Origin of the sequence: Enterobacter cloacae complex sp. EB5, assembly GCF_031432835.1 — a bacterium.
Lineage (GTDB): Bacteria > Pseudomonadota > Gammaproteobacteria > Enterobacterales > Enterobacteriaceae > Enterobacter > Enterobacter hormaechei_C.
Window position 1 is genome coordinate 124,474 of the sequence record NZ_CP133860.1, and the last position, 22,303, is coordinate 146,776.

Annotated in this window: 27 protein-coding genes and 1 other annotated feature; of the genes, 11 read left to right on the top strand and 16 right to left on the bottom strand. The window is 52.7% G+C overall.

The genetic code is table 11. The features are described 5' to 3' along the window. Positions 1-10: 10 nt before the first annotated feature. Positions 11-135: a sequence feature (Phe leader region), on the bottom strand. The 5 genes from pheM to thrS all read right to left on the bottom strand — a co-directional run bounded on the left by pheM (position 86) and on the right by thrS (position 3,429). Then, entirely contained in the window at positions 86-130 is a 45-nt protein-coding gene (pheM, locus tag RHN82_RS00655) for a pheST operon leader peptide PheM (RefSeq protein ID WP_001386830.1), read from the bottom strand. (Overlaps the previous feature by 45 nt.) A 117-nt stretch (positions 136-252) precedes the next feature. Further along, positions 253-609, bottom strand: coding sequence for a 50S ribosomal protein L20 (rplT, locus tag RHN82_RS00660; RefSeq protein ID WP_000124850.1), 357 nt, complete (start codon positions 607-609; stop codon positions 253-255). A gap of 50 nt (positions 610-659) precedes the next feature. Next, positions 660-857: a 50S ribosomal protein L35 gene (gene rpmI / locus RHN82_RS00665; protein ID WP_001124225.1), complete on the bottom strand. Its 198-nt coding sequence runs from the start codon at positions 855-857 to the stop codon at positions 660-662. Between the two features lie 97 nt (positions 858-954). Continuing rightward, positions 955-1,497, bottom strand: a complete 543-nt coding sequence (infC, locus tag RHN82_RS00670) for a translation initiation factor IF-3 (protein WP_023616141.1) — start codon at positions 1,495-1,497, stop codon at positions 955-957. 3 nt (positions 1,498-1,500) lie between these two features. Beyond that, on the bottom strand, positions 1,501-3,429 hold the full coding sequence (gene thrS, locus RHN82_RS00675) for a threonine--tRNA ligase (protein ID WP_047051470.1): 1,929 nt from the start codon (positions 3,427-3,429) through the stop codon (positions 1,501-1,503). A gap of 324 nt (positions 3,430-3,753) precedes the next feature. Between thrS and yncL the strand changes: the two genes are divergently transcribed. Continuing rightward, complete coding sequence (gene yncL / locus RHN82_RS00680; RefSeq protein ID WP_071842885.1) at positions 3,754-3,846, top strand: stress response membrane protein YncL; 93 nt, start codon at positions 3,754-3,756, stop codon at positions 3,844-3,846. Between the two features lie 98 nt (positions 3,847-3,944). Further along, positions 3,945-4,052 carry a small membrane protein YniD gene (gene yniD / locus RHN82_RS00685; protein WP_003857815.1) on the top strand — a complete coding sequence of 36 codons (108 nt, stop codon included), beginning with the start codon at positions 3,945-3,947 and terminating at the stop codon, positions 4,050-4,052. Between the two features lie 150 nt (positions 4,053-4,202). Here yniD and RHN82_RS00690 read toward each other — a convergent pair whose 3' ends face one another. Both RHN82_RS00690 and RHN82_RS00695 read right to left on the bottom strand, forming a co-directional pair. Continuing rightward, positions 4,203-4,436 (bottom strand): hypothetical protein, encoded by a 234-nt coding sequence (locus tag RHN82_RS00690; protein WP_023324497.1) that lies wholly within the window; start codon positions 4,434-4,436, stop codon positions 4,203-4,205. 266 nt (positions 4,437-4,702) lie between these two features. Then, on the bottom strand, positions 4,703-5,461 hold the full coding sequence (locus tag RHN82_RS00695) for a YdiY family protein (protein ID WP_026080717.1): 759 nt from the start codon (positions 5,459-5,461) through the stop codon (positions 4,703-4,705). 296 nt (positions 5,462-5,757) lie between these two features. Between RHN82_RS00695 and pfkB the strand changes: the two genes are divergently transcribed. From pfkB to RHN82_RS00710, 3 genes are all read left to right on the top strand, one after another. Further along, complete coding sequence (gene pfkB, locus RHN82_RS00700) at positions 5,758-6,690, top strand: 6-phosphofructokinase II (RefSeq protein ID WP_039271037.1); 933 nt, start codon at positions 5,758-5,760, stop codon at positions 6,688-6,690. Positions 6,691-6,781: 91 nt separating this feature from the next. Next, complete coding sequence (gene ghoS / locus RHN82_RS00705; RefSeq protein WP_047051472.1) at positions 6,782-7,072, top strand: type V toxin-antitoxin system endoribonuclease antitoxin GhoS; 291 nt, start codon at positions 6,782-6,784, stop codon at positions 7,070-7,072. A 105-nt stretch (positions 7,073-7,177) separates the two neighbouring features. Next, positions 7,178-8,038, top strand: coding sequence for a fructosamine kinase family protein (locus tag RHN82_RS00710; protein WP_032619835.1), 861 nt, complete (start codon positions 7,178-7,180; stop codon positions 8,036-8,038). Positions 8,039-8,074: 36 nt separating this feature from the next. On the opposite strand, the gene RHN82_RS00715 is transcribed toward RHN82_RS00710, so the two are convergent. Then, positions 8,075-8,611, bottom strand: coding sequence for a YniB family protein (locus tag RHN82_RS00715; RefSeq protein WP_047051473.1), 537 nt, complete (start codon positions 8,609-8,611; stop codon positions 8,075-8,077). Between the two features lie 142 nt (positions 8,612-8,753). Between RHN82_RS00715 and hxpB the strand changes: the two genes are divergently transcribed. The 4 genes from hxpB (at position 8,754) to tcyP (ending at position 12,520) form a co-directional block, all read left to right on the top strand. Next, positions 8,754-9,425 (top strand): hexitol phosphatase HxpB, encoded by a 672-nt coding sequence (gene hxpB / locus RHN82_RS00720; RefSeq protein WP_003857825.1) that lies wholly within the window; start codon positions 8,754-8,756, stop codon positions 9,423-9,425. Positions 9,426-9,553: 128 nt separating this feature from the next. After that, positions 9,554-10,315, top strand: coding sequence for a 2-dehydro-3-deoxy-D-gluconate 5-dehydrogenase KduD (gene kduD / locus RHN82_RS00725; RefSeq protein WP_047051474.1), 762 nt, complete (start codon positions 9,554-9,556; stop codon positions 10,313-10,315). 95 nt (positions 10,316-10,410) lie between these two features. After that, positions 10,411-11,001: a metal-dependent hydrolase gene (locus RHN82_RS00730; RefSeq protein ID WP_015570742.1), complete on the top strand. Its 591-nt coding sequence runs from the start codon at positions 10,411-10,413 to the stop codon at positions 10,999-11,001. Between the two features lie 127 nt (positions 11,002-11,128). Continuing rightward, positions 11,129-12,520 (top strand): cystine/sulfocysteine:cation symporter, encoded by a 1,392-nt coding sequence (gene tcyP / locus RHN82_RS00735; RefSeq protein ID WP_015570743.1) that lies wholly within the window; start codon positions 11,129-11,131, stop codon positions 12,518-12,520. A gap of 48 nt (positions 12,521-12,568) precedes the next feature. Here tcyP and cedA read toward each other — a convergent pair whose 3' ends face one another. Beyond that, positions 12,569-12,823, bottom strand: a complete 255-nt coding sequence (gene cedA, locus RHN82_RS00740) for a cell division activator CedA (RefSeq protein WP_071524159.1) — start codon at positions 12,821-12,823, stop codon at positions 12,569-12,571. A gap of 188 nt (positions 12,824-13,011) precedes the next feature. Here cedA and katE point away from each other — a divergent pair, with 188 nt between their 5' ends. Continuing rightward, on the top strand, positions 13,012-15,261 hold the full coding sequence (gene katE / locus RHN82_RS00745) for a catalase HPII (RefSeq protein ID WP_047051476.1): 2,250 nt from the start codon (positions 13,012-13,014) through the stop codon (positions 15,259-15,261). Between the two features lie 127 nt (positions 15,262-15,388). On the opposite strand, the gene chbG is transcribed toward katE, so the two are convergent. The 7 genes from chbG to osmE all read right to left on the bottom strand — a co-directional run bounded on the left by chbG (position 15,389) and on the right by osmE (position 21,240). Then, positions 15,389-16,138 (bottom strand): chitin disaccharide deacetylase, encoded by a 750-nt coding sequence (chbG, locus tag RHN82_RS00750; protein WP_047051478.1) that lies wholly within the window; start codon positions 16,136-16,138, stop codon positions 15,389-15,391. A gap of 11 nt (positions 16,139-16,149) precedes the next feature. Continuing rightward, positions 16,150-17,505, bottom strand: coding sequence for a 6-phospho-beta-glucosidase (locus tag RHN82_RS00755; RefSeq protein ID WP_047051479.1), 1,356 nt, complete (start codon positions 17,503-17,505; stop codon positions 16,150-16,152). Positions 17,506-17,614: 109 nt separating this feature from the next. Further along, the gene (chbR, locus tag RHN82_RS00760; RefSeq protein ID WP_017384663.1) at positions 17,615-18,433 is read right to left on the bottom strand and encodes a transcriptional regulator ChbR; all 819 of its coding nucleotides are present in this window, start codon (positions 18,431-18,433) and stop codon (positions 17,615-17,617) included. Positions 18,434-18,462: 29 nt separating this feature from the next. Further along, positions 18,463-18,810: a PTS N,N'-diacetylchitobiose transporter subunit IIA gene (chbA, locus tag RHN82_RS00765; RefSeq protein ID WP_003857835.1), complete on the bottom strand. Its 348-nt coding sequence runs from the start codon at positions 18,808-18,810 to the stop codon at positions 18,463-18,465. 47 nt (positions 18,811-18,857) lie between these two features. Continuing rightward, positions 18,858-20,216 carry a PTS N,N'-diacetylchitobiose transporter subunit IIC gene (gene chbC, locus RHN82_RS00770; RefSeq protein ID WP_047051480.1) on the bottom strand — a complete coding sequence of 453 codons (1,359 nt, stop codon included), beginning with the start codon at positions 20,214-20,216 and terminating at the stop codon, positions 18,858-18,860. An 80-nt stretch (positions 20,217-20,296) separates the two neighbouring features. Continuing rightward, on the bottom strand, positions 20,297-20,614 hold the full coding sequence (chbB, locus tag RHN82_RS00775) for a PTS N,N'-diacetylchitobiose transporter subunit IIB (RefSeq protein ID WP_015570750.1): 318 nt from the start codon (positions 20,612-20,614) through the stop codon (positions 20,297-20,299). A 281-nt stretch (positions 20,615-20,895) separates the two neighbouring features. Further along, positions 20,896-21,240, bottom strand: a complete 345-nt coding sequence (gene osmE / locus RHN82_RS00780) for an osmotically-inducible lipoprotein OsmE (RefSeq protein ID WP_003857836.1) — start codon at positions 21,238-21,240, stop codon at positions 20,896-20,898. 231 nt (positions 21,241-21,471) lie between these two features. On the opposite strand from osmE, the gene nadE reads away from it, so the two are divergent. After that, on the top strand, positions 21,472-22,299 hold the full coding sequence (gene nadE, locus RHN82_RS00785; RefSeq protein ID WP_003857837.1) for an ammonia-dependent NAD(+) synthetase: 828 nt from the start codon (positions 21,472-21,474) through the stop codon (positions 22,297-22,299). The last annotated feature ends 4 nt before the right edge of the window (positions 22,300-22,303 follow it).

The following is a 22,303-nucleotide window of genomic DNA, read 5'->3' on the forward strand; positions in this document are numbered from 1 at the left end:
AACTTCAGGCACAAAAAAAGCCTCCATCGGGAGGCTTATCTGGCGCTGTTTTTCGTTTCATCTTTCACGCGCTAGCCTCCTGAAGTCAGGTGCTAAAGTAAAAGAAGAAGCGGAAAATAGCAGCATTCATGCTTGCGTTACCTTGTAGGGTAAAAACCGTTAAGACCTTATTGAAAAGCCTGCACGGATAAATGTCAATCTTCTGATGGTGTTAAATGAAAAGAGGAGGCAAAGCCCCCTCTCTCAACTGGCTTATGCCAGTGCTGCTTTCGCTTTTTCGACCAGAGCGGTGAACGCTACTTTGTCGAATACTGCGATGTCAGCCAGGATCTTACGGTCGATTTCAACAGAGGCTTTTTTCAGGCCGTTGATGAATTTGCTGTAAGAAATACCGTTCTGACGTGCTGCTGCGTTGATACGCGCAATCCACAGTTGACGGAACTGACGCTTACGCTGACGACGGTCACGGTAAGCGTACTGACCTGCTTTGATAACAGCCTGGAAGGCAACGCGGTATACGCGTGAACGCGCACCGTAGTAGCCTTTAGCTTGTTTCAAAATTTTCTTGTGACGTGCACGTGCAATTACACCACGTTTTACGCGAGCCATGTGTGCTCTCCTGTATCTATTCTAAGTTAAAAAAGTTAAACGTTAACGACTTATGCGTACGGCAGGCACGCGATGACCAGGCCCAGATCGCCTTTAGAAACCATGGCTTTTGGACGCAGGTGACGTTTACGCTTGGTAGCTTTCTTAGTCAGAATGTGACGCAGGTTAGCGTGCTTGTGCTTAAAACCACCTTTACCGGTTTTTTTGAAGCGCTTAGCAGCACCGCGTACGGTCTTAATTTTTGGCATTTTAATAACTTCCACTTCGCATTGTTAAATAAACGAAACATAGGCGAACAAAACCTATGGTGCCCGAAGGCTCCACAGATTTTGCTGCTTGAAGGCCTTACTGTTTCTTCTTAGGAGCGAGCACCATGATCATCTGGCGGCCTTCGATCTTCGTAGGGAAGGATTCGACTACTGCCAGTTCACTCAGATCGTCACGGACGCGGTTAAGCACTTCCATACCAATCTGTTGGTGGGCCATCTCACGACCGCGGAAACGCAGCGTGATCTTGGCCTTATCGCCATCTTCCAGAAAGCGAATCAGGCTGCGGAGTTTTACCTGATAATCGCCATCGTCGGTACCAGGACGGAATTTGATTTCCTTAACCTGGATAACTTTTTGCTTCTTCTTCTGTTCCTTAGAAGACTTACTCTTTTCATAAAGGAACTTGCCGTAGTCCATGATACGACAAACTGGCGGTTCGGCGTTAGGGCTGATTTCAACTAAATCTACTCCAGCTTCTTCAGCCTTTTCGATCGCTTCTCTCAGACTCACAATCCCCAGCTGCTCGCCTTCCAGACCTGTTAAGCGAACTTCCTGGGCGCGAATCTCGCCATTGATACGATTCGGACGTGCCGTTTGAACTCGTTTTCCGCCTTTAATACCTTATTCCTCCAGTTGTTGAAGACTGCGGCTGCGAATCTCTTGTTGCAGCTTCTCAATCACTTCACTTACGTCCAAGCTCCCCAGGTCTTTACCACGGCGGGTGCGAACGGCAACTTTGCCTGCTTCCACCTCTTTATCACCACAGACCAACATATACGGGACACGACGTAAAGTGTGCTCGCGGATTTTAAAGCCAATCTTCTCATTTCTCAAGTCTGCTTTTACGCGAATGCCCGCATTTTGTAGTTTCTGCGTCAATTCTTTAACGTAATCCGCCTGAGAATCGGTAATGTTCATCACCACGACCTGCACTGGCGCAAGCCAGGTTGGGAAGAAGCCCGCAAACTCTTCGGTCAGGATGCCGATGAAGCGCTCCAGTGAACCGAGAATTGCACGGTGAATCATAACAGGCACCTGACGCTCGTTGTCTTCGCCAACATAAGAGGCGCTTAAACGCTGCGGCAGGGAGAAGTCCAGCTGTACCGTTCCGCACTGCCATGCGCGATCGAGGCAGTCATACAGGGTAAATTCAATTTTCGGACCGTAGAATGCGCCCTCGCCCAGCTGGTATTCGAACGGAATACCGTTCTCTTCCAGCGCCACGGCGAGATCCGCCTCTGCGCGATCCCATGTCTCATCGCTGCCGATACGTTTTTCCGGACGCGTTGAGAGTTTGACCACGATCTTCTCGAAGCCAAAGGTGCTGTACATATCGTAGACCATACGAATACAGGCGTTAACTTCATCACGAACCTGATCTTCAGTACAGAAGATATGCGCATCATCCTGAGTAAAGCCACGAACACGCATCAGACCGTGCAATGCACCTGATGGCTCGTTACGGTGGCAGCTACCGAACTCCGCCATACGCAGCGGCAGATCGCGGTAGGATTTCAGACCCTGGTTGAAGATCTGAACGTGGCCTGGGCAGTTCATTGGCTTGATGCAGTATTCACGGTTCTCAGACGAAGTGGTGAACATCGCATCTTTGTAGTTGTCCCAGTGGCCGGTTTTTTCCCACAGCACACGGTCCATCATGAACGGGCCTTTCACTTCCTGATACTGGTACTCTTTCAGCTTGGAGCGCACGAACGTTTCCAGTTCACGGAAGATAGTCCAGCCGTCGTTATGCCAGAACACCATACCCGGCGCTTCTTCCTGCATATGATACAGGTCAAGCTGCTTACCGATTTTACGGTGGTCACGCTTAGCCGCCTCTTCCAGGCGTTGAAGGTATGCGTTCAGGGCTTTCTTATCGGCCCACGCGGTACCATAGATACGCTGCAACATTTTGTTGTTGCTGTCGCCACGCCAGTAAGCGCCCGCGATTTTCATCAGTTTGAAGTGATGACAGAAGCGCATGTTCGGCACGTGCGGTCCACGGCACATGTCGACGTATTCCTGGTGATGGTACAAGCCTGGCTTGTCATCATGAGCGATGTTTTCATCAAGAATCGAGACTTTGTAGCTCTCGCCGCGCTTCACGAAGGTTTCACGCGCTTCGTGCCAGCTGACTTTCTTCTTAATGACGTCATAGTTGGTTTCGGCGAGCTCGTGCATACGTTTTTCGAGCGCGTCGATATCTTCCTGGGTCAGGGTGTGGTCAAGGTCAACGTCGTAGTAGAAACCGTTGTCGATAACCGGGCCGATCGCCATTTTGGTGTTTGGCCACAGCTGCTTGATAGCATGGCCTAACAGGTGCGCGCAGGAGTGACGAATGATCTCCAGACCTTCTTCGTCTTTCGCGGTGATGATCGCAAGCGTTGCATCGCTTTCAATCAGATCGGACGCGTCTACCAGCTCGCCGTTTACGCGGCCTGCAATGGTTGCTTTTGCAAGTCCAGGACCGATATCCAGGGCAACATCCATTGGGCTAACAGCGTGGTCGAAATGGCGTTGGCTGCCATCAGGAAGAGTAATTACAGGCATTTTATATCCTTATTTGCAGTGATGCCCCACACATAAGAGCATATACAAAGAAAATAATCGTGATTAAACAGTAGATTACGAAACCATCTGACCAACAATCGTCAAATTGGTTCGTCATCATTCACCGGCCGATTTCAGAATAATGCGTGTTTACGGCAGGCGTCGTAATGGTAACACTATTAACAGGGCGAATGCACCTTCCTGCGACCGTTTTGAACCGCACATCCTTTTGTATGCGTTCATGAACTTTTGCTGGCGGAGGCTCGCAATCCGAAAGTGCTGAGCTATTCTTGACTTGGTCCTTAAACATCGAAGGGGTATCACATGAATGTATCCAGCAGAACCGTTGTGATATTGAATCTACTTTCCGCTGCTTGCCTGGTATTGATTCTGGCTGACAGATTCCATTGGTTTTAAGCCGAACCAGTGTTCCGGCATAACCTGTTGTCCCGGGTTGAGCGCTTTCTGGCGCAAATTTTGATAGACTAAGGGTATCAACTGACAAGGATTAGGTTATGCCAACAAAAAGATTTGCCGTGAAGCACTGGAAAATGGTCGTGGTGTTAATTGCTATTTGCGGCGCGATGTTGCTGCTGCGCTGGGCCGCAATGATCTGGGGCTAATATTTTGACAGTGAAAACGTGGCGTTAGTTTACGGAATAAATTTTAACTATCTTTACGATAATTTAAGGTACAAAAACCGGTACGTCATAATCCGGTTTTCGACAGGCTGTGACAGCGTATATATTGCGTCACAGGTGGCAGTTGAAATATCAGGACCACTCACCCGCCACCAGCTTGTGTACATCAAATGCGTCATTCATTGACTGGCCGGTAGACTGAGAGCCGGGGGCAATGTTGGAGCCTGCTTCTACATCAGAGGCTTTAGCGATCCCGATTGGGTTGTTAACGTCACTGGCAGGTTGTGTCATATTATCAGCAGCAAATACGCCAAATGAAAGTGCGGAAAGCACCATCGCTGCTGTAGCGGTTTTGATTTTTTTCATAATTTTATTCTCATACTTATTTAATGCGATATGTCTGAGGCGATGTTTTCGCCTGTGCCGTAAGTGTAGATCTGGATCACATTTTTGCCTAGTCAAATTATTTATCAATTCGTGTCAAATAAACTGAATAAGCTCTGACAAGCAATTATGGAGAAATTATGAAGAAGAAACCAAACCCATTATTTATTTTAAAACGCCGTTTAATATAAATAAGCACAGTTTCAGAAAATAAAAAACGGGCCGAGAAGAGTCCCGGCCCGGCGAAATTACATTTTATAACCTAAAGAAATCGTAGTTCGGCGATCGGTATGTTCCGGCGCAGAATCAGGTGGGGATGAGTTCCAGGTTACGTTGTACGCCACCTTGAGTCCAAAGTGTTCGTTGATGGCCACGTTCAACGCACTTTCAGAGTTCAGCGTTGTATCTTCAGCGCCAAACACCGACACACCCTGGGTGAATTTTGCGTTATCCGTCATCTGCCATGCGTAGGTGCCAGATGCATAACCCAGCGGCTGCGTTTCATCTTCGCCGTTGGTGTACTCGTCGTAACGGACACCCGGACCGAATTCAAAACGCAGGCTGTGCACCGGCCCGTTGAGGAACTGACGACCATAACCCGCAGTCACGACATCACGCTGGCGATAGCCGTTGTAGCGGTCAGTCAGCCAGCTCGCCTGCCCGAACAGGTAGTCATAATCGGTCATGTTGTATCGGCTACGTCCGCCTACCGCGTATTTCTCCGATGAGCGTTGATCGTTAGCAGAGGTGTTGCTGGCATTTCCCCACAGCGACCAGGCCGTGGTGTTGCCGTACCAGGTCAGGGTGCTGTCTGCGGTCAGGGAGGAGCTTTTCGTGTTACCGGATTGCGCCAGATACCCGGCATTCACGTTACCTTCAAAGGGTTTTTTGGCAGTGGAGGGATCGTCCATGACAGTAAAAACGGTATCATCGGCGGTTGCATTCAGTGACGCAAATACGCCACCCGCCAGCATCAGTGCTGCGGGTACTGTCTTCAAAAGCTTCATTTTATTTAAGGAGTCCGTACAACATAAAAAGAGACCGTCACGGTCTCGGAAACTTTCTTGCGGATCAATGACAAGGCGACCATAGAAAGGTAACAAATTATAAAAAGCCGCAAATAACATAGCAATATTTTCTTCTTTCATTTTTTGAATAAGAACGATCCCAAAACGCGTTTTATTTTATATGCCCGGCGCGGGTTATTTGTCAGCATTCATATTTAAAATCATACTGTTATTTACGTTGCCTTCCTGCCAAACGGTGCCAGGCTTAAAAGAACCCATGATAAAAGGAGGTCATGATGGCTTCGATTTATACGCTGACACTCTCCCCTTCCCTCGACTCCGCGACCATGACGCCGCAAATCTACCCGGAAGGTAAGCTGCGCTGTAGCGCGCCGGTGTTTGAGCCGGGCGGCGGTGGCATTAACGTGGCGCGCGCCATTACCCATCTCGGCGGAAAAGCCACCGCCATCTTCCCCGCTGGCGGCGCCACGGGAGAACATCTGGTGGCGTTGCTGGCAGATGAACAGGTTGCCGTAGACACCGTCGACGCTAAAGACTGGACCCGGCAGAACCTGCATGTCCATGTTGAATCCAGCGGCGAGCAATATCGTTTTGTGATGCCGGGGGCGAAATTGACCGATGATGAGTTTCGTCAACTGGAAGAGAAAGTGCTGACCATTGAAAGCGGCTCATTACTGGTGATCAGCGGTAGTCTGCCGCCGGGCGTCGAAACCGAGAAACTGACGGCGCTGGTTCAGGCGGCGCTCCAGCGCGGCATCCGCTGCATTGTCGATAGCTCAGGCGAAGCCCTGAAGGCGGCGTTAGAACCCGGACAACTTGAACTCGTTAAACCTAACCAGAAAGAGCTCAGCGCCCTGGTTAATCGAGAACTCAGCCAGCCTGACGACGTGCGTACTGCCGCAGAAGAGCTGGTACGTACGGGCAAAGCGCATCGCGTTGTGGTTTCTCTCGGTCCTCAGGGTGCGCTGGCCGTCGACAAGACGGGCTTTGTGCAGGTTGTGCCACCGCCGATGAAAAGCCAGAGCACCGTGGGTGCCGGTGACAGTATGGTTGGCGCGATGGTGCTGAAGCTGGCGCAGGGCGCTTCGCTTCTTGAGATGGCACGCTATGGCGTCGCGGCAGGGAGTGCAGCCACCATCAATCAGGGAACGCGTCTGTGTTCGCTTGCGGATACCCAGAAAATTGTCGATTACCTGGCGAGAAGCTGAACCTGCTTCCCCTTCCCATGGAAGGGGAAGTCGCTAAACAGAGCGTATCGACTATGCTAAGAAAACTTTCAGGATAACAACGAGGTGAATTATGAGCAGTGGTGATATCACCCGCTACGTCGTAACTGTCAATATTCATGAAGCATCGCTGACCGAACTGAATGAACTCAACAACGCGTTCACGCGGGCGAATTTTCTGCTCACGCTGACGGACGATGAGGGCAATATTCACGATCTCGGCTCACTGGCATTTGGCCTGATAAGCCCGCTGAGCCAGGAAGAGGTGAAGGCGCTGGCCAGTAGCCTGGTGGAAAGCGTGACTGACAAAGCCACGGAAATTGATGTGGATAGCTGGGAAAACTGGCATAAAAAAGCACAATAAGTGCCCTGTATAAAATTAAACCGCTCAGTTGTGCGTTAGTTCCTGTTTTTTTATAGCCGTTTTGCGCTAACTTTATGATCTGGCAGACAACATGGGAGAGACATCATGTGGCAGGCTATCAGTCATCTTTTAAGTGAGCAGCTGGGTGAAGGTGAAATTGAACTGCGTAACGAACTGCCAGGCGGAGAGATCCATGCCGCATGGCATTTACGTTACGCCGGGCGCGATCTTTTCGTTAAATGTGATGAGCGCGAATTACTCCCCATTTTTACTGCCGAAGCCGATCAGCTTGAGCTGTTATCGCGCAGTAAAACAGTCACCGTTCCGCAGGTTTTAGCCGTCGGCAGCGATCGTGACTATAGCTTTCTGGTGATGAACTATCTTCCCGCGCGTCCTCTGGATGCGCACAACGCCTTTATTCTCGGGCAACAGATCGCCCGTTTGCACCAGTGGAGCGATCAACCTCAGTTTGGGCTCGATTTCGATAATGACCTCTCCACCACCCCACAGCCAAACGCATGGCAGCGCCGCTGGTCGACTTTTTTCGCCGAGCAGCGCATCGGCTGGCAGCTGGAGCTGGCCGCTGAAAAGGGATTAGCGTTCGGCAACATCGACGCGATTGTTGAACACATTCAGCAGCGTCTGGCTTCGCATCAGCCTCAGGCATCCCTTCTGCACGGTGATTTATGGTCGAACAACTGCGCGCTTGGGCCTGATGGTCCCTATATATTTGACCCGGCCTGCTACTGGGGCGACAGAGAGTGTGACCTCGCGATGCTGCCGTTGCACCCTGAACAGCCGCCACAAATTTATGATGGCTATCAGTCTGTCTCGCCGTTACCTGCGGGTTTCCTTGATCGTCAGCCGGTTTATCAGCTGTACACCTTGTTAAACCGGGCTATTTTGTTTGGCGGGAGTCATCTGGTGAATGCCCAGCGTGCGCTGGATCGTATTCTGGCCGCATAGCGGGAGGGGGCGGCTTCACGCCCCTTCCCTTAACATTTACAGGAAGCCAAGCAGGGTAAAGAAGAAATAGCCGGCCACAATGATAATGACCGGCAGGATGTAGAGCGGGAAAAACTGCACGAAAATGGTATGACGCGGCACGACAATGCGCGATTCGATCTGCTCGCGGCTCATCCCGTCAGGGCCTTTCGCCTTCTCAAGGATCAGCTGGTCTTCCACCCCTTCGCGTAAAAAGCGGGTCTGGCGACTCATGCGCGCGCCGGAGGCCTGCAACGCCATCGCGATAAATATCAACGCATAGATTATCCAGAAACCGACATCCAGCTGGTGGTGAAAATCCGGCGTGGGCGAGTTGAACCAGAACACGTTCAGGAACGGGGTGTTAAACCGCATCATCTCAATCATGACGTGGGCAAAATCAAGCATAACGGCGTTGATGCCCGGCTGTTTTTCGCTGTGTTCGTACATAAATTTGAGTACGGAGATCAGCGTTGAAATCAGGGCGGGAATGAAAATAACCCAACCAGCAATACGTTTTAAGACCGCGATGCGTCCAGCTTGTTGATACGTCATTAGTTCCTCTTCATAAAGACGCGTTATTTGTGCCTAAGTCTACCTGCTGTAGGTCATTTTCGCCCGCTCTTTGAATGCAATATGCTAAATTGCTTGTGCTTAGCACCGTTCGTCTTACCCCCCAAGATAAGGAGATGTTGTAATGTCGACCCCGCGCCAGATACTTGCCGCTATTTTTGACATGGATGGATTGCTGATTGATTCCGAACCCCTGTGGGATCGGGCTGAACTGGACGTGATGGCCAGCCTCGGCGTCGATATCAGTCGTCGTAACGAGCTTCCCGATACCCTGGGGCTGCGCATCGATATGGTGGTTGACCTCTGGTATGCCCACCAGCCATGGGTTGGCCCGGATCGCGACGAAGTTACGGCGCGCATTATCAACCGCGCCATTTCTCTCGTAGAAGAGTATAAGCCGCTGTTACCGGGCGTACGCGACGCTATCGCCCTGTGCAAGGCGCAAGGGTTGAAAGTGGGGCTGGCCTCCGCCTCACCGCTGCATATGCTGGAAAAAGTGCTGACGATGTTCGGGCTGCGCGACAGCTTCGATGCGCTGGCCTCGGCCGAAAAGCTTCCTTACAGCAAGCCACATCCGCAGGTGTATATGGACTGCGCCGCGAAACTGGGGCTGGATCCGCTTACCTGTGTGGCGCTGGAAGATTCGGTTAACGGTATGGTGGCGTCCAAAGCCGCACGTATGCGCTCCATCGTTGTGCCGGCTGAAGAAGGCCGACACGACCCCCGTTTTGCCCTCGCGGATGTCAGGCTGACGTCTCTTGAAGAATTGACTGCCCGCCATCTGCGCGGGGAGTAACGCCCTCTCAGGCAGCTTCGGCTGCCTGCCTCGTCAAATCAAAACATCGTTTTAGTTTATTTGCTTTTCTCATTCCAGACTCCTATTCTTACGTGCAGAATGACAATAACCTGACTTCTGAGGCGCGTATGATACTGGATGCTTTTACTCTGGCAGGAAAAGTGGCGATGGTGACCGGGTGCGATACCGGTCTGGGGCAAGGCATGGCCATTGCCCTCGCCCAGGCAGGATGCGATATCGTGGGGGTTAACCGCAAGGTTCCTGACGAAACGGCAGCGCGCGTTACGGCGCTGGGACGACGCTTTATCGCGATTCGCGCCGATCTTGGCAAGCAGGAGAGTATTCAGAGCGTGGTGGATACCGCAGTCGCTGAGATGGGTCGTATCGATATTCTGGTTAACAATGCCGGCACCATCCGCCGTGCCGATGCGCTGGAATTTAGCGAGAAGGACTGGGACGAGGTCATCGATCTCAATCTGAAATCGGTCTTTTTCCTCTCTCAGGCAGTGGCGAAACAGTTTATCGCGCAGGGTCAGGGCGGCAAGATCATTAACATTGCCTCCATGCTCTCCTTCCAGGGCGGCATCCGGGTGCCCTCCTATACGGCGTCCAAAAGCGGCGTGCTGGGCCTCACCCGCCTGCTGGCGAACGAATGGGCAACGCGGGGCATTAATGTGAATGCTATTGCACCGGGTTATATGGCGACCAATAACACCCGGCAACTTCGCGATGATGAGCAGCGCAGCCAGGCGATCCTTGACCGTATTCCGGCGGGCCGCTGGGGTCTGCCGGAGGATTTACAGGGTCCGGTGGTGTTCCTGGCATCATCGGCCTCTGATTACGTTAACGGTCATACCCTCGCCGTAGACGGTGGCTGGCTGGCGCGTTAACCGTGCGTTTGTGACAAAGAGTTACACCGTCACCTCTTTCACACACTGTATAAAAACCCTATACTGTATGAATCGACAGTTTACCGGGTTTTATCATGACGGCGGAAGGCCACCTGCTTTTTTCACTTGCCTGTGCAGTGTTTGCCAAAAACGCTGAACTGACCCCTGTGCTGGCACAGGGGGACTGGTGGCATATTGTCCCTTCCGCCGTGCTGACCTGCCTGCTGCCGGACATAGATCATCCAAAGTCATTCCTTGGCCAGCGGCTGAAGTGGATTTCAAAACCCATCGCCAGAGCCTTTGGGCATCGCGGATTTACCCACAGCCTGCTGGCCGTATTCGGCCTGCTTACACTCTTCTATTTGAAGGTTCCGGAGAGCTGGATCGTCCCGGCGGATGCCATTCAGGGTATGGTGCTCGGCTACTTAAGCCATATCCTCGCCGATATGCTGACGCCAGCGGGCGTACCGCTGCTCTGGCCCTGCCGCTGGCGTTTCCGCCTGCCCATCCTCGTGCCGCAAAAAGGCAACCAGCTTGAGCGCGTTCTGTGCATGGCGCTGTTTGCGTATGCCGTCTGGATGCCGCAGACATTGCCCGAAAATGGTGCAGTGCGCTGGTCATCGCAGATGATCAACTCGCTGCAATTTCAGTTCAATCGTTTTATTAATCACCAGATTGAACATTAAACCGACAATATAATCACTTTTGTCATAAACCATTCCATATGGATATAAGCGCGACATCACACTTCTGATAACCTTGCGCCAACAGGTTCGGTAAAAACCGACCGTATAATAAATCAGGAGAACGGGGATGAATTTTCCACTCATCGCGAACATTGTTGTGTTCGTCGTATTGCTATTGCTTCTCGCCCAGGCTCGCCACAAACAGTGGAGCCTGGCGAAAAAGGTACTGGTCGGTCTGGTCATGGGCGTGGTGTTTGGCCTGGCCTTACACGCCATTTACGGCTCCGATAGCCCGGTACTGAAAGATTCCATTCAGTGGTTCAACATTGTCGGTAACGGCTATGTACAGCTGCTGCAAATGATCGTTATGCCGCTGGTATTCGCCTCTATTCTGAGCGCCGTAGCCCGCCTGCATAATGCGTCTCAACTGGGTAAAATCAGTTTCCTGACCATTGGTACCCTGCTCTTCACCACGCTGATTGCGGCGCTGGTGGGTGTGCTGGTAACCAATCTGTTTGGCCTGACTGCTGAAGGTCTGGTGCAGGGTAGCGCTGAAACCGCGCGTCTGACGGCGATCGAGACCAACTACGTGGGTAAAGTGGCCGATCTGACCGTTCCGCAGATGGTGCTCTCCTTCATTCCGAAGAACCCGTTTGCTGACCTGACCGGCGCAAGCCCAACCTCCATTATCAGCGTGGTGATCTTCGCGGCGTTCTTGGGCGTGGCGGCGCTGAAGCTGCTGAAGGACGATGCGCCAAAAGGCGAGCGCGTGCTGACTGCCATTGATACCCTGCAAAGCTGGGTGATGAAGCTGGTGCGTCTGGTCATGCAGCTGACGCCGTACGGTGTCCTGGCGCTGATGACCAAAGTCGTGGCAGGCTCCAACCTGCAAGACATCATCAAGCTTGGCAGCTTTGTGATCGCCTCTTACCTGGGGCTGGGCATTATGTTTGTGGTGCACGGTATCCTGCTGGGCGTGAACGGCGTTAGCCCGCTGAAATATTTCCGCAAAGTCTGGCCGGTGCTGACCTTCGCCTTCACCAGCCGTTCCAGCGCGGCATCTATCCCGCTGAACGTAGAAGCACAGACCCGTCGTCTGGGCGTACCGGAGTCTATCGCCAGCTTCTCAGCCTCCTTTGGCGCCACCATCGGGCAGAACGGCTGTGCGGGTCTCTACCCGGCGATGCTGGCCGTGATGGTTGCCCCAACCGTGGGTATTAACCCGCTGGATCCGGTCTGGATTGCGACGCTGGTGGGTATCGTGACCATTAGCTCCGCCGGTGTTGCGGGCGTGGGCGGCGGCGCGACCTTCGCTGCGCTGATCGTTCTGCCTGCGCTGGGGCTGCCGGTGACGCTGGTTGCCCTGCTGATCTCTGTTGAACCGCTGATCGATATGGGTCGTACCGCCCTGAACGTGAGTGGCTCAATGACCGCCGGTACCCTGACCAGCCAGTGGCTGAAGCAGACCGACAAAACGATTCTCGACAGTGAAGAAGATGCCGAACTGGCCCATCGTTAATCACTGCTGAAATAAAAAAACCGCCTGCGGGCGGTTTTTTTATGGCTGTTATTCTTCAACCTCTTCATCCTGGCGGGTCTGCACAGCCCATCGCTGCGCCGATTCCGGCACCGTAAACGCAGGGGAGCGACGGAAGTGCTCGCCAATCAGCACGAAGGCAACGTATTTACCCCGTAACATCCAGACATCGCGAAAACCATCCACTTTCAGGGCATGGTCAGGCGGCGCGGGTTCAACGCGGGGCACATAGCTAATAACCTGGCGGTTTTGTTGACGAAGAGGTTTCATAAGCGACGGGTTCACTAAAGCAAATTCTTAAAGCAGGAAATTTCTATCATAGCCGATTCTCCCCCCACCCGTCGCGCCTGACATGTGGCAGATGGCTCCTTTCGCTAATCACTTCCTCTGAAAACGCTTAGTTCGCCTGCTAATTCATCACATTGTTCTATCCTTAATAGGGTTTTCAGGAACGAACAAAGGAGAATCGTGCAATGTCGAACAATGATAAACCCCATCAATCCCCTATTCATGGCACCGAAGAATCTCAACCAGGAATGGACTCACTCGCCCCGGCTGATGGCTCTCATAAACCGTCGCCAGGCCCTTCGGCGCCGGGCGAGCAACCTACTGCACCGGGAAGCATGAAGTCACCCGATGGGGACAACGAGAAGTTAAAATCTCTCGACCCGCACCGCAAAGGGGGTGAAGGCTTTGCGCTGACCACCAATCAGGGCGTGCGTATCGCCGATGACCAAAACTCCCTGCGCGCCGGAACGCGCGGCCCGACGCTGCTGGAAGATTTCATCCTGCGGGAAAAAATCACCCATTTCGACCATGAGCGTATCCCTGAGCGTATCGTTCACGCTCGCGGCTCCGCGGCGCACGGTTATTTCCAGCCGTACAAGAGCCTGAAGGCGATCACGAAGGCGGATTTCCTTTCCGATCCGAACAAAATCACGCCGGTATTTGTGCGCTTCTCTACCGTACAGGGCGGCGCGGGTTCGGCCGATACGGTGCGTGATATCCGCGGCTTCGCCACCAAATTCTATACCGAAGAGGGCATTTTCGACCTCGTCGGGAATAACACCCCGGTTTTCTTCATTCAGGATGCGCATAAATTCCCTGACTTTGTCCATGCGGTAAAACCAGAGCCACACTGGGCCATACCGCAGGGACAAAGTGCGCATGACACCTTCTGGGACTACGTCTCCCTGCAACCGGAAACCCTTCACAACGTGATGTGGGCGATGTCTGACCGGGGGATCCCACGCAGCTATCGCACCATGGAAGGGTTTGGTATTCATACCTTCCGTCTGATTAACGCTGAAGGTAAAGCGACGTTTGTGCGTTTCCACTGGAAACCGGTCGCGGGGAAAGCGTCCCTGGTGTGGGATGAAGCACAGAAGCTGACCGGGCGCGATCCGGACTTCCACCGTCGCGAACTGTGGGAATCCATTGAAGCCGGTGATTTCCCGGAATACGAGCTGGGGTTACAGCTGATCCCGGAAGAGGACGAGTTCAAATTCGACTTCGACCTGCTCGACCCAACCAAGCTTATTCCCGAAGAGCTGGTGCCGGTTCAGCTGGTGGGCAAAATGGTGCTTAACCGCAACCCGGATAACTTCTTCGCGGAGAATGAGCAGGCCGCGTTCCACCCGGGCCATATTGTGCCAGGGCTGGATTTCACCAACGATCCGCTGCTACAGGGCCGTCTCTTCTCTTACACCGATACGCAGATCAGCCGTCTCGGTGGACCGAACTTCCACGAAATTCCTATCAACCGTCCGACCTGCCCGTACCATAACTTCCAGCGTGACGGGATGCATCGCCAGGATATCGATACCAACCCGGCGAACTACGAGCCAAACTCCATTAACGATAACTGGCCGCGTGAAACCCCGCCGGGGCCAAAACGTGGCGGATTTGAGTCGTATCAGGAGCGCGTGGACGGTACAAAAATTCGCGAGCGCAGCCCGTCATTCGGCGAATATTACGCTCAGCCTCGCCTGTTCTGGAACAGCCAGACCCCGATTGAACAGCAGCACATTATCGGCGGTTTCAGCTTTGAGCTGAGCAAAGTGGTGCGTACCTACATTCGCGAGCGCGTGGTCGACCATCTGGCGCATATTGATATCCAGCTTGCTCAGGGCGTGGCGAATAATCTCGGCATTACGCTGACTGACGAGCAATGCCATGCCGCGCCGCCAAAAGACGTGAACGGGCTGAAGAAGGATCCGTCCCTGAGCCTGTATGCAGTACCAGGCGGGTCAATTAAAGGCCGCGTGGTGGCTATCCTGCTGAACGATAAACCGCGCGCCAGCGACGTACTGGGGATCATGAGGGCGCTCAAAACCCAGGGCGTACATGCCAAACTGCTTTACTCACGCATGGGTGAAATAACGGCCGATGATGGCTCTGTCCTGCCGATTGCCGCGACCTTCGCCGGAGCGCCGTCGCTGACGGTTGATGCGGTGATTATGCCGTGCGGCGACGTTGAGAGCCTGCTCGGTAACGGTGATGCCGCCTATTACCTGCTGGAAGCCTATAAGCACCTGAAGCCAATCGCCCTGGCAGGCGATGCGCGGAAGTTTAAATCTCTGCTGAAGGTACCGGATCAAGGGGAAGAAGGCATTGTCGAAGGTGATAACATTGACGATGCGTTTATGACCCGGCTGTTTGACCTGCTTGCCGCGCACCGCGTGTGGTCGCGCAGCAGTAAGATTGACCAGATACCGGCGTAAAAAACCATACCCGGTTGTGCGGCCTGAAGCCCTCACCCCGGCCCTCTCCCTCGGGAGAGGGAGAAAACAATAAAAACGGTAACCAAAAGGTTACCGTTTTGCTTTTACCTCGCCACCGGGCTTTAACTCAAAGATCCCTGAACGTCCCCAGACGATATCCGCGCTCGGCAATCGCGTACTTCAACGACGCCGACGTCAGCACTTCCAGTTCCGCCAGACGCGGCCAGCAGTAGGCGCTCTTACGTACGATCTGATCGACAAACGCCGGGTGCGCCATTACCTCAAGCGAGCGCTCCCCTTTTGCGGCGGAGTCATCCAGCACCTTCAGGAACAGCGCTTCGTCGATTTCGTCGCCATAAAATGCGCTGCTGAACCCCTCCGTTGACGTTACCGCGACGTCCGGCAACCCGCGCACCTCACGATCCACGCGCACCGCCACGCCTTTACGTTGCGCAAACTCTGCCACAAGCGGGAAAATCGCCGGGATCATATGCACATGATGATGGCTGTCAATATGGGTAGGCTCGCGGCCAAACACATCCACAAAGCGGTTAAACTGGCAATCCAGCTCGCGGGCAATCTCATCGAGCGGCAGAGCGTCCTGCTCCGCCATTTCCCAAATCCATTTCCCCAGTTGCCCCTCGCGCGTCAGACCTGGCATCGGTGAAAGGGGCAACCCAAGCGTCAGCACAAAGTGCATGCCCACGCCCAGTTCGGGCAGCTCACGGCTTAACTGCGCCGCATGTTCCACCGCCTCACCGTTGATAAGCGCTGTTGTAGAGGTCACGACGCCACGGCGACAGGCTTCAATAATGCCGTAGTTCTGCCCTTTTGACAGGCCAAAATCATCGGCATTGACGATCAGCAGGTTTTCCATCGCGCCTCCTCTTAACGGTGTGTGAGTTTCAGTTTCTCAACCGTTGCAGCAAAGTTTGGCAGCCATTTTTCATGCGCCAGGATCATCTCACTCGCGAGTTTTTCAGCGTCACGGTCAGAATGCACCAGCGGGCTGAGGTTCAGCGCCAGCAGCACGTCATTCAGTTCGCCGCTCAGGGCCGCATTGCTCGCTGCCACTTCAAAGCCTTTGATGGTGTGAATCAGCCCCATCACCTTATCGTCGAAGTGGGTAATGCGGGGATGCGGTTTTGCCCCCTCGCGCCCAAGGATGCAGGTCATCTCAACGGCCCAGTCTGCCGGGATATTGTCGATGTGCCCGTGATGGGGAACGTTCACATAGTGCTCGGCCTGCTTGTCATTGTAAATGGCGTTAATCACTTCACACGCGGCATCCGAATAGTATGCCCCGCCGCGCTGCTCCAGCTCTTTCGGTTTGACGTTCAGGTTCGGATCTTTATACAAATCAAACAGCTGCTTCTCTACTTTCTGCACAACCTGAGCGCGTGCGCCACCTTTGTAGTATTCGCCCATCTCAATGGCCAGCATCTCTTTCTGCTTGAAGTAGTAGAGCAGATACGAGCACGGCAGCAGATTCAGGGAGCGGATCAGCCCTTCGCTGAACGGCAGATCGAAGATATTTTTCACCGAGGCCGCGGTCAGGCGACCAGAGGCGACGCCGTCGAGCAGTTCCGCAAAGCGCGATTGCCCGTTCACTATCACATCTTTGATAAAGACCATGTGATTCAGGCCGAACAGGTCAATGGACAGGTCATCGTGATCGGTCAGTTCCAGTACATCGCGGATGAACATCTTCATGCCAATCGGAATATTGCAGACGCCGATAAAACGTTTGAAACCGGTGTGGCGATAGACTGCCTCGGTGACCATCCCGGCCGGGTTAGTAAAGTTGATCACCCAGGCGTTCGGGCAAATCTCCTCCACGTCTTTAATGATGTCAAAAATGACCGGAATGGTACGCAGGCCTTTAAACAGGCCACCTGCCCCGTTGGTTTCCTGGCCCAGATAACCGTGGCTCAGCGGAATGCGCTCGTCCAGCTCACGCGCCTTCAGCTGGCCGACGCGCAGCTGCGTGGTTACGAAGTCAGCATCTTTCAGCGCCAGGCGGCGATCCAGCGTTTTATGCACGGTTAAGGGCACGCCCGCTTTTTCAACCATGCGTTTGCACAGTTCAAAAATAATATTCAGTTTCTCCTGACCTTCTTCAACATCCACCAGCCATAATTCGCTGACCGGTAATTCATGATACCGTTTCAGGAAACCTTCAAGTAATTCCGGGGTATAGCTGCTGCCGCCACCAATGGTTACGACTTTTAATTTCTGTTGCATAATATCTCCCTTAGCGTATCAGGTTAATCGCCTGCAAGGTATAGCGTACTCTTCCCGCTATTTGGGCAAGCCATTACGTCACTGTTCCTGGCGGATAAACCGCCGAAAGTTAATTAATTACCGTTAAATTTTTGCGGTAACTGTTCGGTGTGAATGAAGTCAATTTTTTAAAGGTTTTAATAAACAGACTGGGGCTACTGTAACCCGATTCGTAAGCGATATCGGTGACAGAGTAATTAGTAATTTCCAGCTGTTTTTTGGCAAAGTTAATGCGGATTTCATTAATGATTTGCACAGGCGTTTTACGGTAATAACGCTGCGTGGCGCGCGTCAAATATTCCTGCGATTTACCCGACAGCGCCACCATATTCTCCAGGGCGTTATCGCTGAACTGTCCTTTATCGTGCATCAGCTCCACGGTACTGCGCAGCCACTGAGGAATATCATCCACCACCTGCTGTTCTTCACGGTGATGGCGGAGGCGATTCATGACGTAGAACGTCACGGTTTCAATAAATTCATCAAATTCATTGTCGCGGAAATTCAGCGAGGCGATAACCGTTTCAATCCAGGTCATAAACTCATTTTTAACGCGATACACCTGTGACGCCACAAAGCAGAACGGCACCAGCGGCAGATAGTGCTTCTCGAAGAAACGCCTGCTCACCCCTACGTTTAGAATGCGCGTCGCACCAAACTCATAAAAGCTCTGGTGATAAGATCCCATTGGCAGGAAGACGAAATCGCCACGCTCAAGCAGGACGCGCTTACCGTTGATCTCCTGATAGTAGCGGCCGGTCAGAACAATCGTGAACTCGTAGTAGTCATGCTGGTGCAGACCGCTGGCGCTCTCCGTTTTGTTGTAAATCACCACGTGAAAATTCTTGCCATTAAACAGCTGCTGCTCATGTGCGGTTTTGATTTCCATCGTGCTGACCTCCTGCTACTTCAACTGACTTATTGCATCTTCTCGTGAAGCTCGATGAGCTCCGCTACCAGCTCGCGTGCCAGCATGGAGGTCATCAGATGATCCTGCGCATGTACCAGCACCAGACTCACTTTCATCTTCCCTTCGCCCTGGTCGCTTTCGATGAGCTTCGTCTGCACCAGATGCGCTTCGTTTAACGCTGTACGGGACTGCTCCATCATGGTTTTCGCGGCAACGAAATCGCCCTGCTTAGCCTGCTTGAGCGCCGCATACGCCAGGCTGCGCGCCTGCCCGGAATTGATGATGAGGCCCATCACCACCTCTTCCAGATCGTTCTCTGCGGTTTCTTCGGCAACGATACTCTCTAAATCTAACATCTTTAAGCTCCTTTCCGCTGGCGCGGGTTGCCCCGCGCCGTGCAATTTTAGAATTTCAGTGCGAGGGCGATATCCTCTTCGCTCTCTTCTTCATCGATCACCGTTGCGGCCTTGTTCGCAATCGCCACGAAAGGCATGTAGAGCAGGGTTGCAATCCCGAGGTTGAATATCGCCAGCAGGAAGGCGGCCACGCTACCGTTGGTGTTGAAGAACGCGCCCAGACCAGCCGGCATCGTCCACGGCGCAATGTTGGTCACCGGCGGGATAATGCCCAGGTAGTACGCCGTCAGCGTAATCGCGGCCAGCAGCGGCTGAACCAGGATGAAGGGAATGAACATCACCGGGTTCATGATAATTGGCAGACCAAACAGGATCGGCTCGTTAATCTGGAAGATGCCTGACGGCAGGGCCAGCTTAGCAACCTGACGATGGTCAGCGCGGCGAGAGACAATAAAGACCGCGATGATCAGACCCAACGTCGCCCCGGTACCGCCCAGGAAGATATAGGAGTCAAGCATCGGCTTCGCCCACACATGGAAGGTTTTACCGGCCGCCAGCGCCGCATCGACGGAGCCGTACTGCTGGTAAAGCGCGACGTTTTCCAGTGCCCACGGGGTCATAATACCGCTGTCCAGCGCCGCCAGTGCCAGTGAACCATGCACGCCGAAGAACCACAGCAGGGAGGTAAAGATGACATACGCCCAACCGACCACGCTACCCATCGACGCCAGCGGCGTTGAGATAGAGTCCATAATGATCTGGTGGAAGTTTGTGCCCCAGTGAGAGAGCGCCCAGGCAATAATCCCCATGATGGAGAGAATAATGAAGCTCGGAATCAACGCGGAAAATGAACGAGAAACGGAGGCCGGAACGCTATCCGGCAAGCGGATAACCCAGTTACGGCGAATAATGAAGGTGAACATTTCGGCCACCACCAGTCCGATAATAATACCGGAAATGATGTTTGCCCCACCCAGCCAGTTGGCGCCAACGGCGTAAGCGTCACCCACGCTGTACGGTGTGACGGTCATGAACGCGGCAATGGACAGTAAGCCTGCCGCAAGCGGATCCACTTTACGCTCTTCCGCCAGCGCCATTCCGATAAAGAAAGGCGCCATTAGCGACATAATACCCAACGTACCATTGTATACGTTGCCGCCAATGGCTTTTAAACCATTAAGGGTTTCAATAGTTGAAGCATCTAACCTAATTCCTAATGAATAAAAAAAGGAACCTTCTCCAAAGCTCAGAAAAACGTTGTTAATTAAAACGAACATTGCCCCGGCTAATGTCAACGGCATTAATTTAATAAAGCCGTTCTTAATGGCATTAACATGAGGCTGCTTTCCTATTTTAACAGCAAAAGGAAGGAGTACCTTTTCAAGTGAAGCGATGACTTTACTCATAGGAAAATACCCTTAAAGGCCGCAACGACCGTTACGGCATATTGTGTGTGAAATAACTCTTTGACGGGAAAAATAAAAAATTAATTAGCAGCTTTTTTAATCGCCGCAACGGCAGCTTTTAATACACCTAAACCATCAATCTTGCCGTATAAAACGGAATCGATCACTTCGACCGGCTTATTGGGTAGCAGACGCTGAATTTCTGGCAGCATATAAGCGATTTGCGGCCCGAGTAAAATAACGTCTGCTGTCTGGCCCTTCTCGCCCGCCAGCGTTTCCGGAAACGCCTCAATCACCACAGGGACTTCATATTTTTCGGCCTGCGCGCGCATTTTGGAAACCAGCAGCGAAGTGGACATGCCCGCAGAGCAGAACAGATAGATATGTTTCTTTTCCATGATAACTTCCCTCTTGTTTGGCTACCCGCCGTCGCGCTATCACTCGACTCGCTATCCTGGCTGACGGGCAGTGTGCTGAACATTGTTTGTCGTTGAAGTGAGTATACGCAATGGTACAGGGAGGGGATAATTCTGGATAGACTGAAATTGTCTCTCATTGACCTGGCTTGTTGACTACCTTCACATTTCAGGCAAATAATTCGCGCCAAGAAATAAGATTCACGTATGCATAAAAAAACCGGCCTTCCGGCCGGTTTGTTAACGCTCTCAGGCAAGCAGGCTTACTGTGCCTTAGGTGCCTGTGGGTCGGTGTCGTATTCGGCGCAGGTCTGGTAACCGGAATTGATCACGTGACCCGTATCATCCAGGGCGACAAAGTAGGTCTCTGCCTTACCATCACGTTGACCCAGAATATAGGTCTGGCAGGTACCACGCGCGTGGATCATAGTGACTTCTGAAGAAGGTTTACCGGCAATGGCTGCAACCTGGGAACGCGTCATGCCTTTTTTGACGTCTTTTACCACTGGCTGTGTGAACTGATCTTTGGTGCGATCGTAAGCTGTACACCCTGCCAGCATAGTCAGTACCGCCGCTGCGCTTAAAATTCCTGCTACGTTCTTGTTCATATTCCGTCCTCTTGTTTATCAGCGTGTTAACTAAGCATGGGATAAAAATTACTATTGTTCAACTTTGCGAGTTACGCCAGACGAATTTCGGAAAATTCTAATAAAACAACGATAAGCTGCTAAATCGCTGTAAAACAGTACACTCAAAACTGTGATCCTTGTCGTTTCCCCGACAAAGGGTTAGTTTTAACAGATCACACTTTCTGTTTGGTTCTGCATAGGGAGGGCGTAATGGCTCTGCAACAAGAAATTATTCAGGCGCTGGGCGCGAAACCTGCGATTGATGCCAATGAAGAGATCCGTCGTAGCGTTGATTTTTTGAAAGCTTACCTGTCTGCACACCCTTTCCTGAAGACGCTGGTGCTGGGTATCAGCGGCGGTCAGGATTCCACTCTGGCCGGTAAGCTGAGCCAGATGGCCATCTCCGAGCTGCGTGACGAGACCGGTGACACCGCGCTGCAATTTATTGCCGTACGTCTGCCGTATGGCGTGCAGGCCGACGAGCAGGACTGTCAGGATGCGATTGCGTTTATTCAGCCGGACCGTGTTCTTACCGTAAACATCAAAGGTTCGGTACTGGCAAGCGAGCAGGCCTTGCGTGAAGCCGGTATTGAACTGAGCGATTTTGTCCGCGGCAACGAGAAAGCCCGTGAGCGCATGAAAGCGCAGTACAGTATCGCAGGGATGACCAAAGGGGTCGTCGTCGGCACCGACCACGCCGCAGAAGCCATCACCGGCTTCTTCACCAAATACGGCGATGGCGGCACGGATATCAACCCCCTCTTCCGTCTGAACAAGCGTCAGGGCAAGCAACTGCTGGCGGCGTTGGGCTGCCCGGAGCACCTGTATAAGAAGGCGCCAACGGCGGACCTGGAGGACGATCGCCCTTCCCTGCCGGATGAAGCGGCACTGGGCGTCACGTATGACAACATCGATGATTATCTGGAAGGCAAAACGCTCGACGAAGGTACCGCTAAAATTATCGAAGGCTGGTATCTGAAAACCGAGCACAAGCGTCGTCCGCCCATTACGGTGTTTGATGATTTCTGGAAAAAGTAACAGC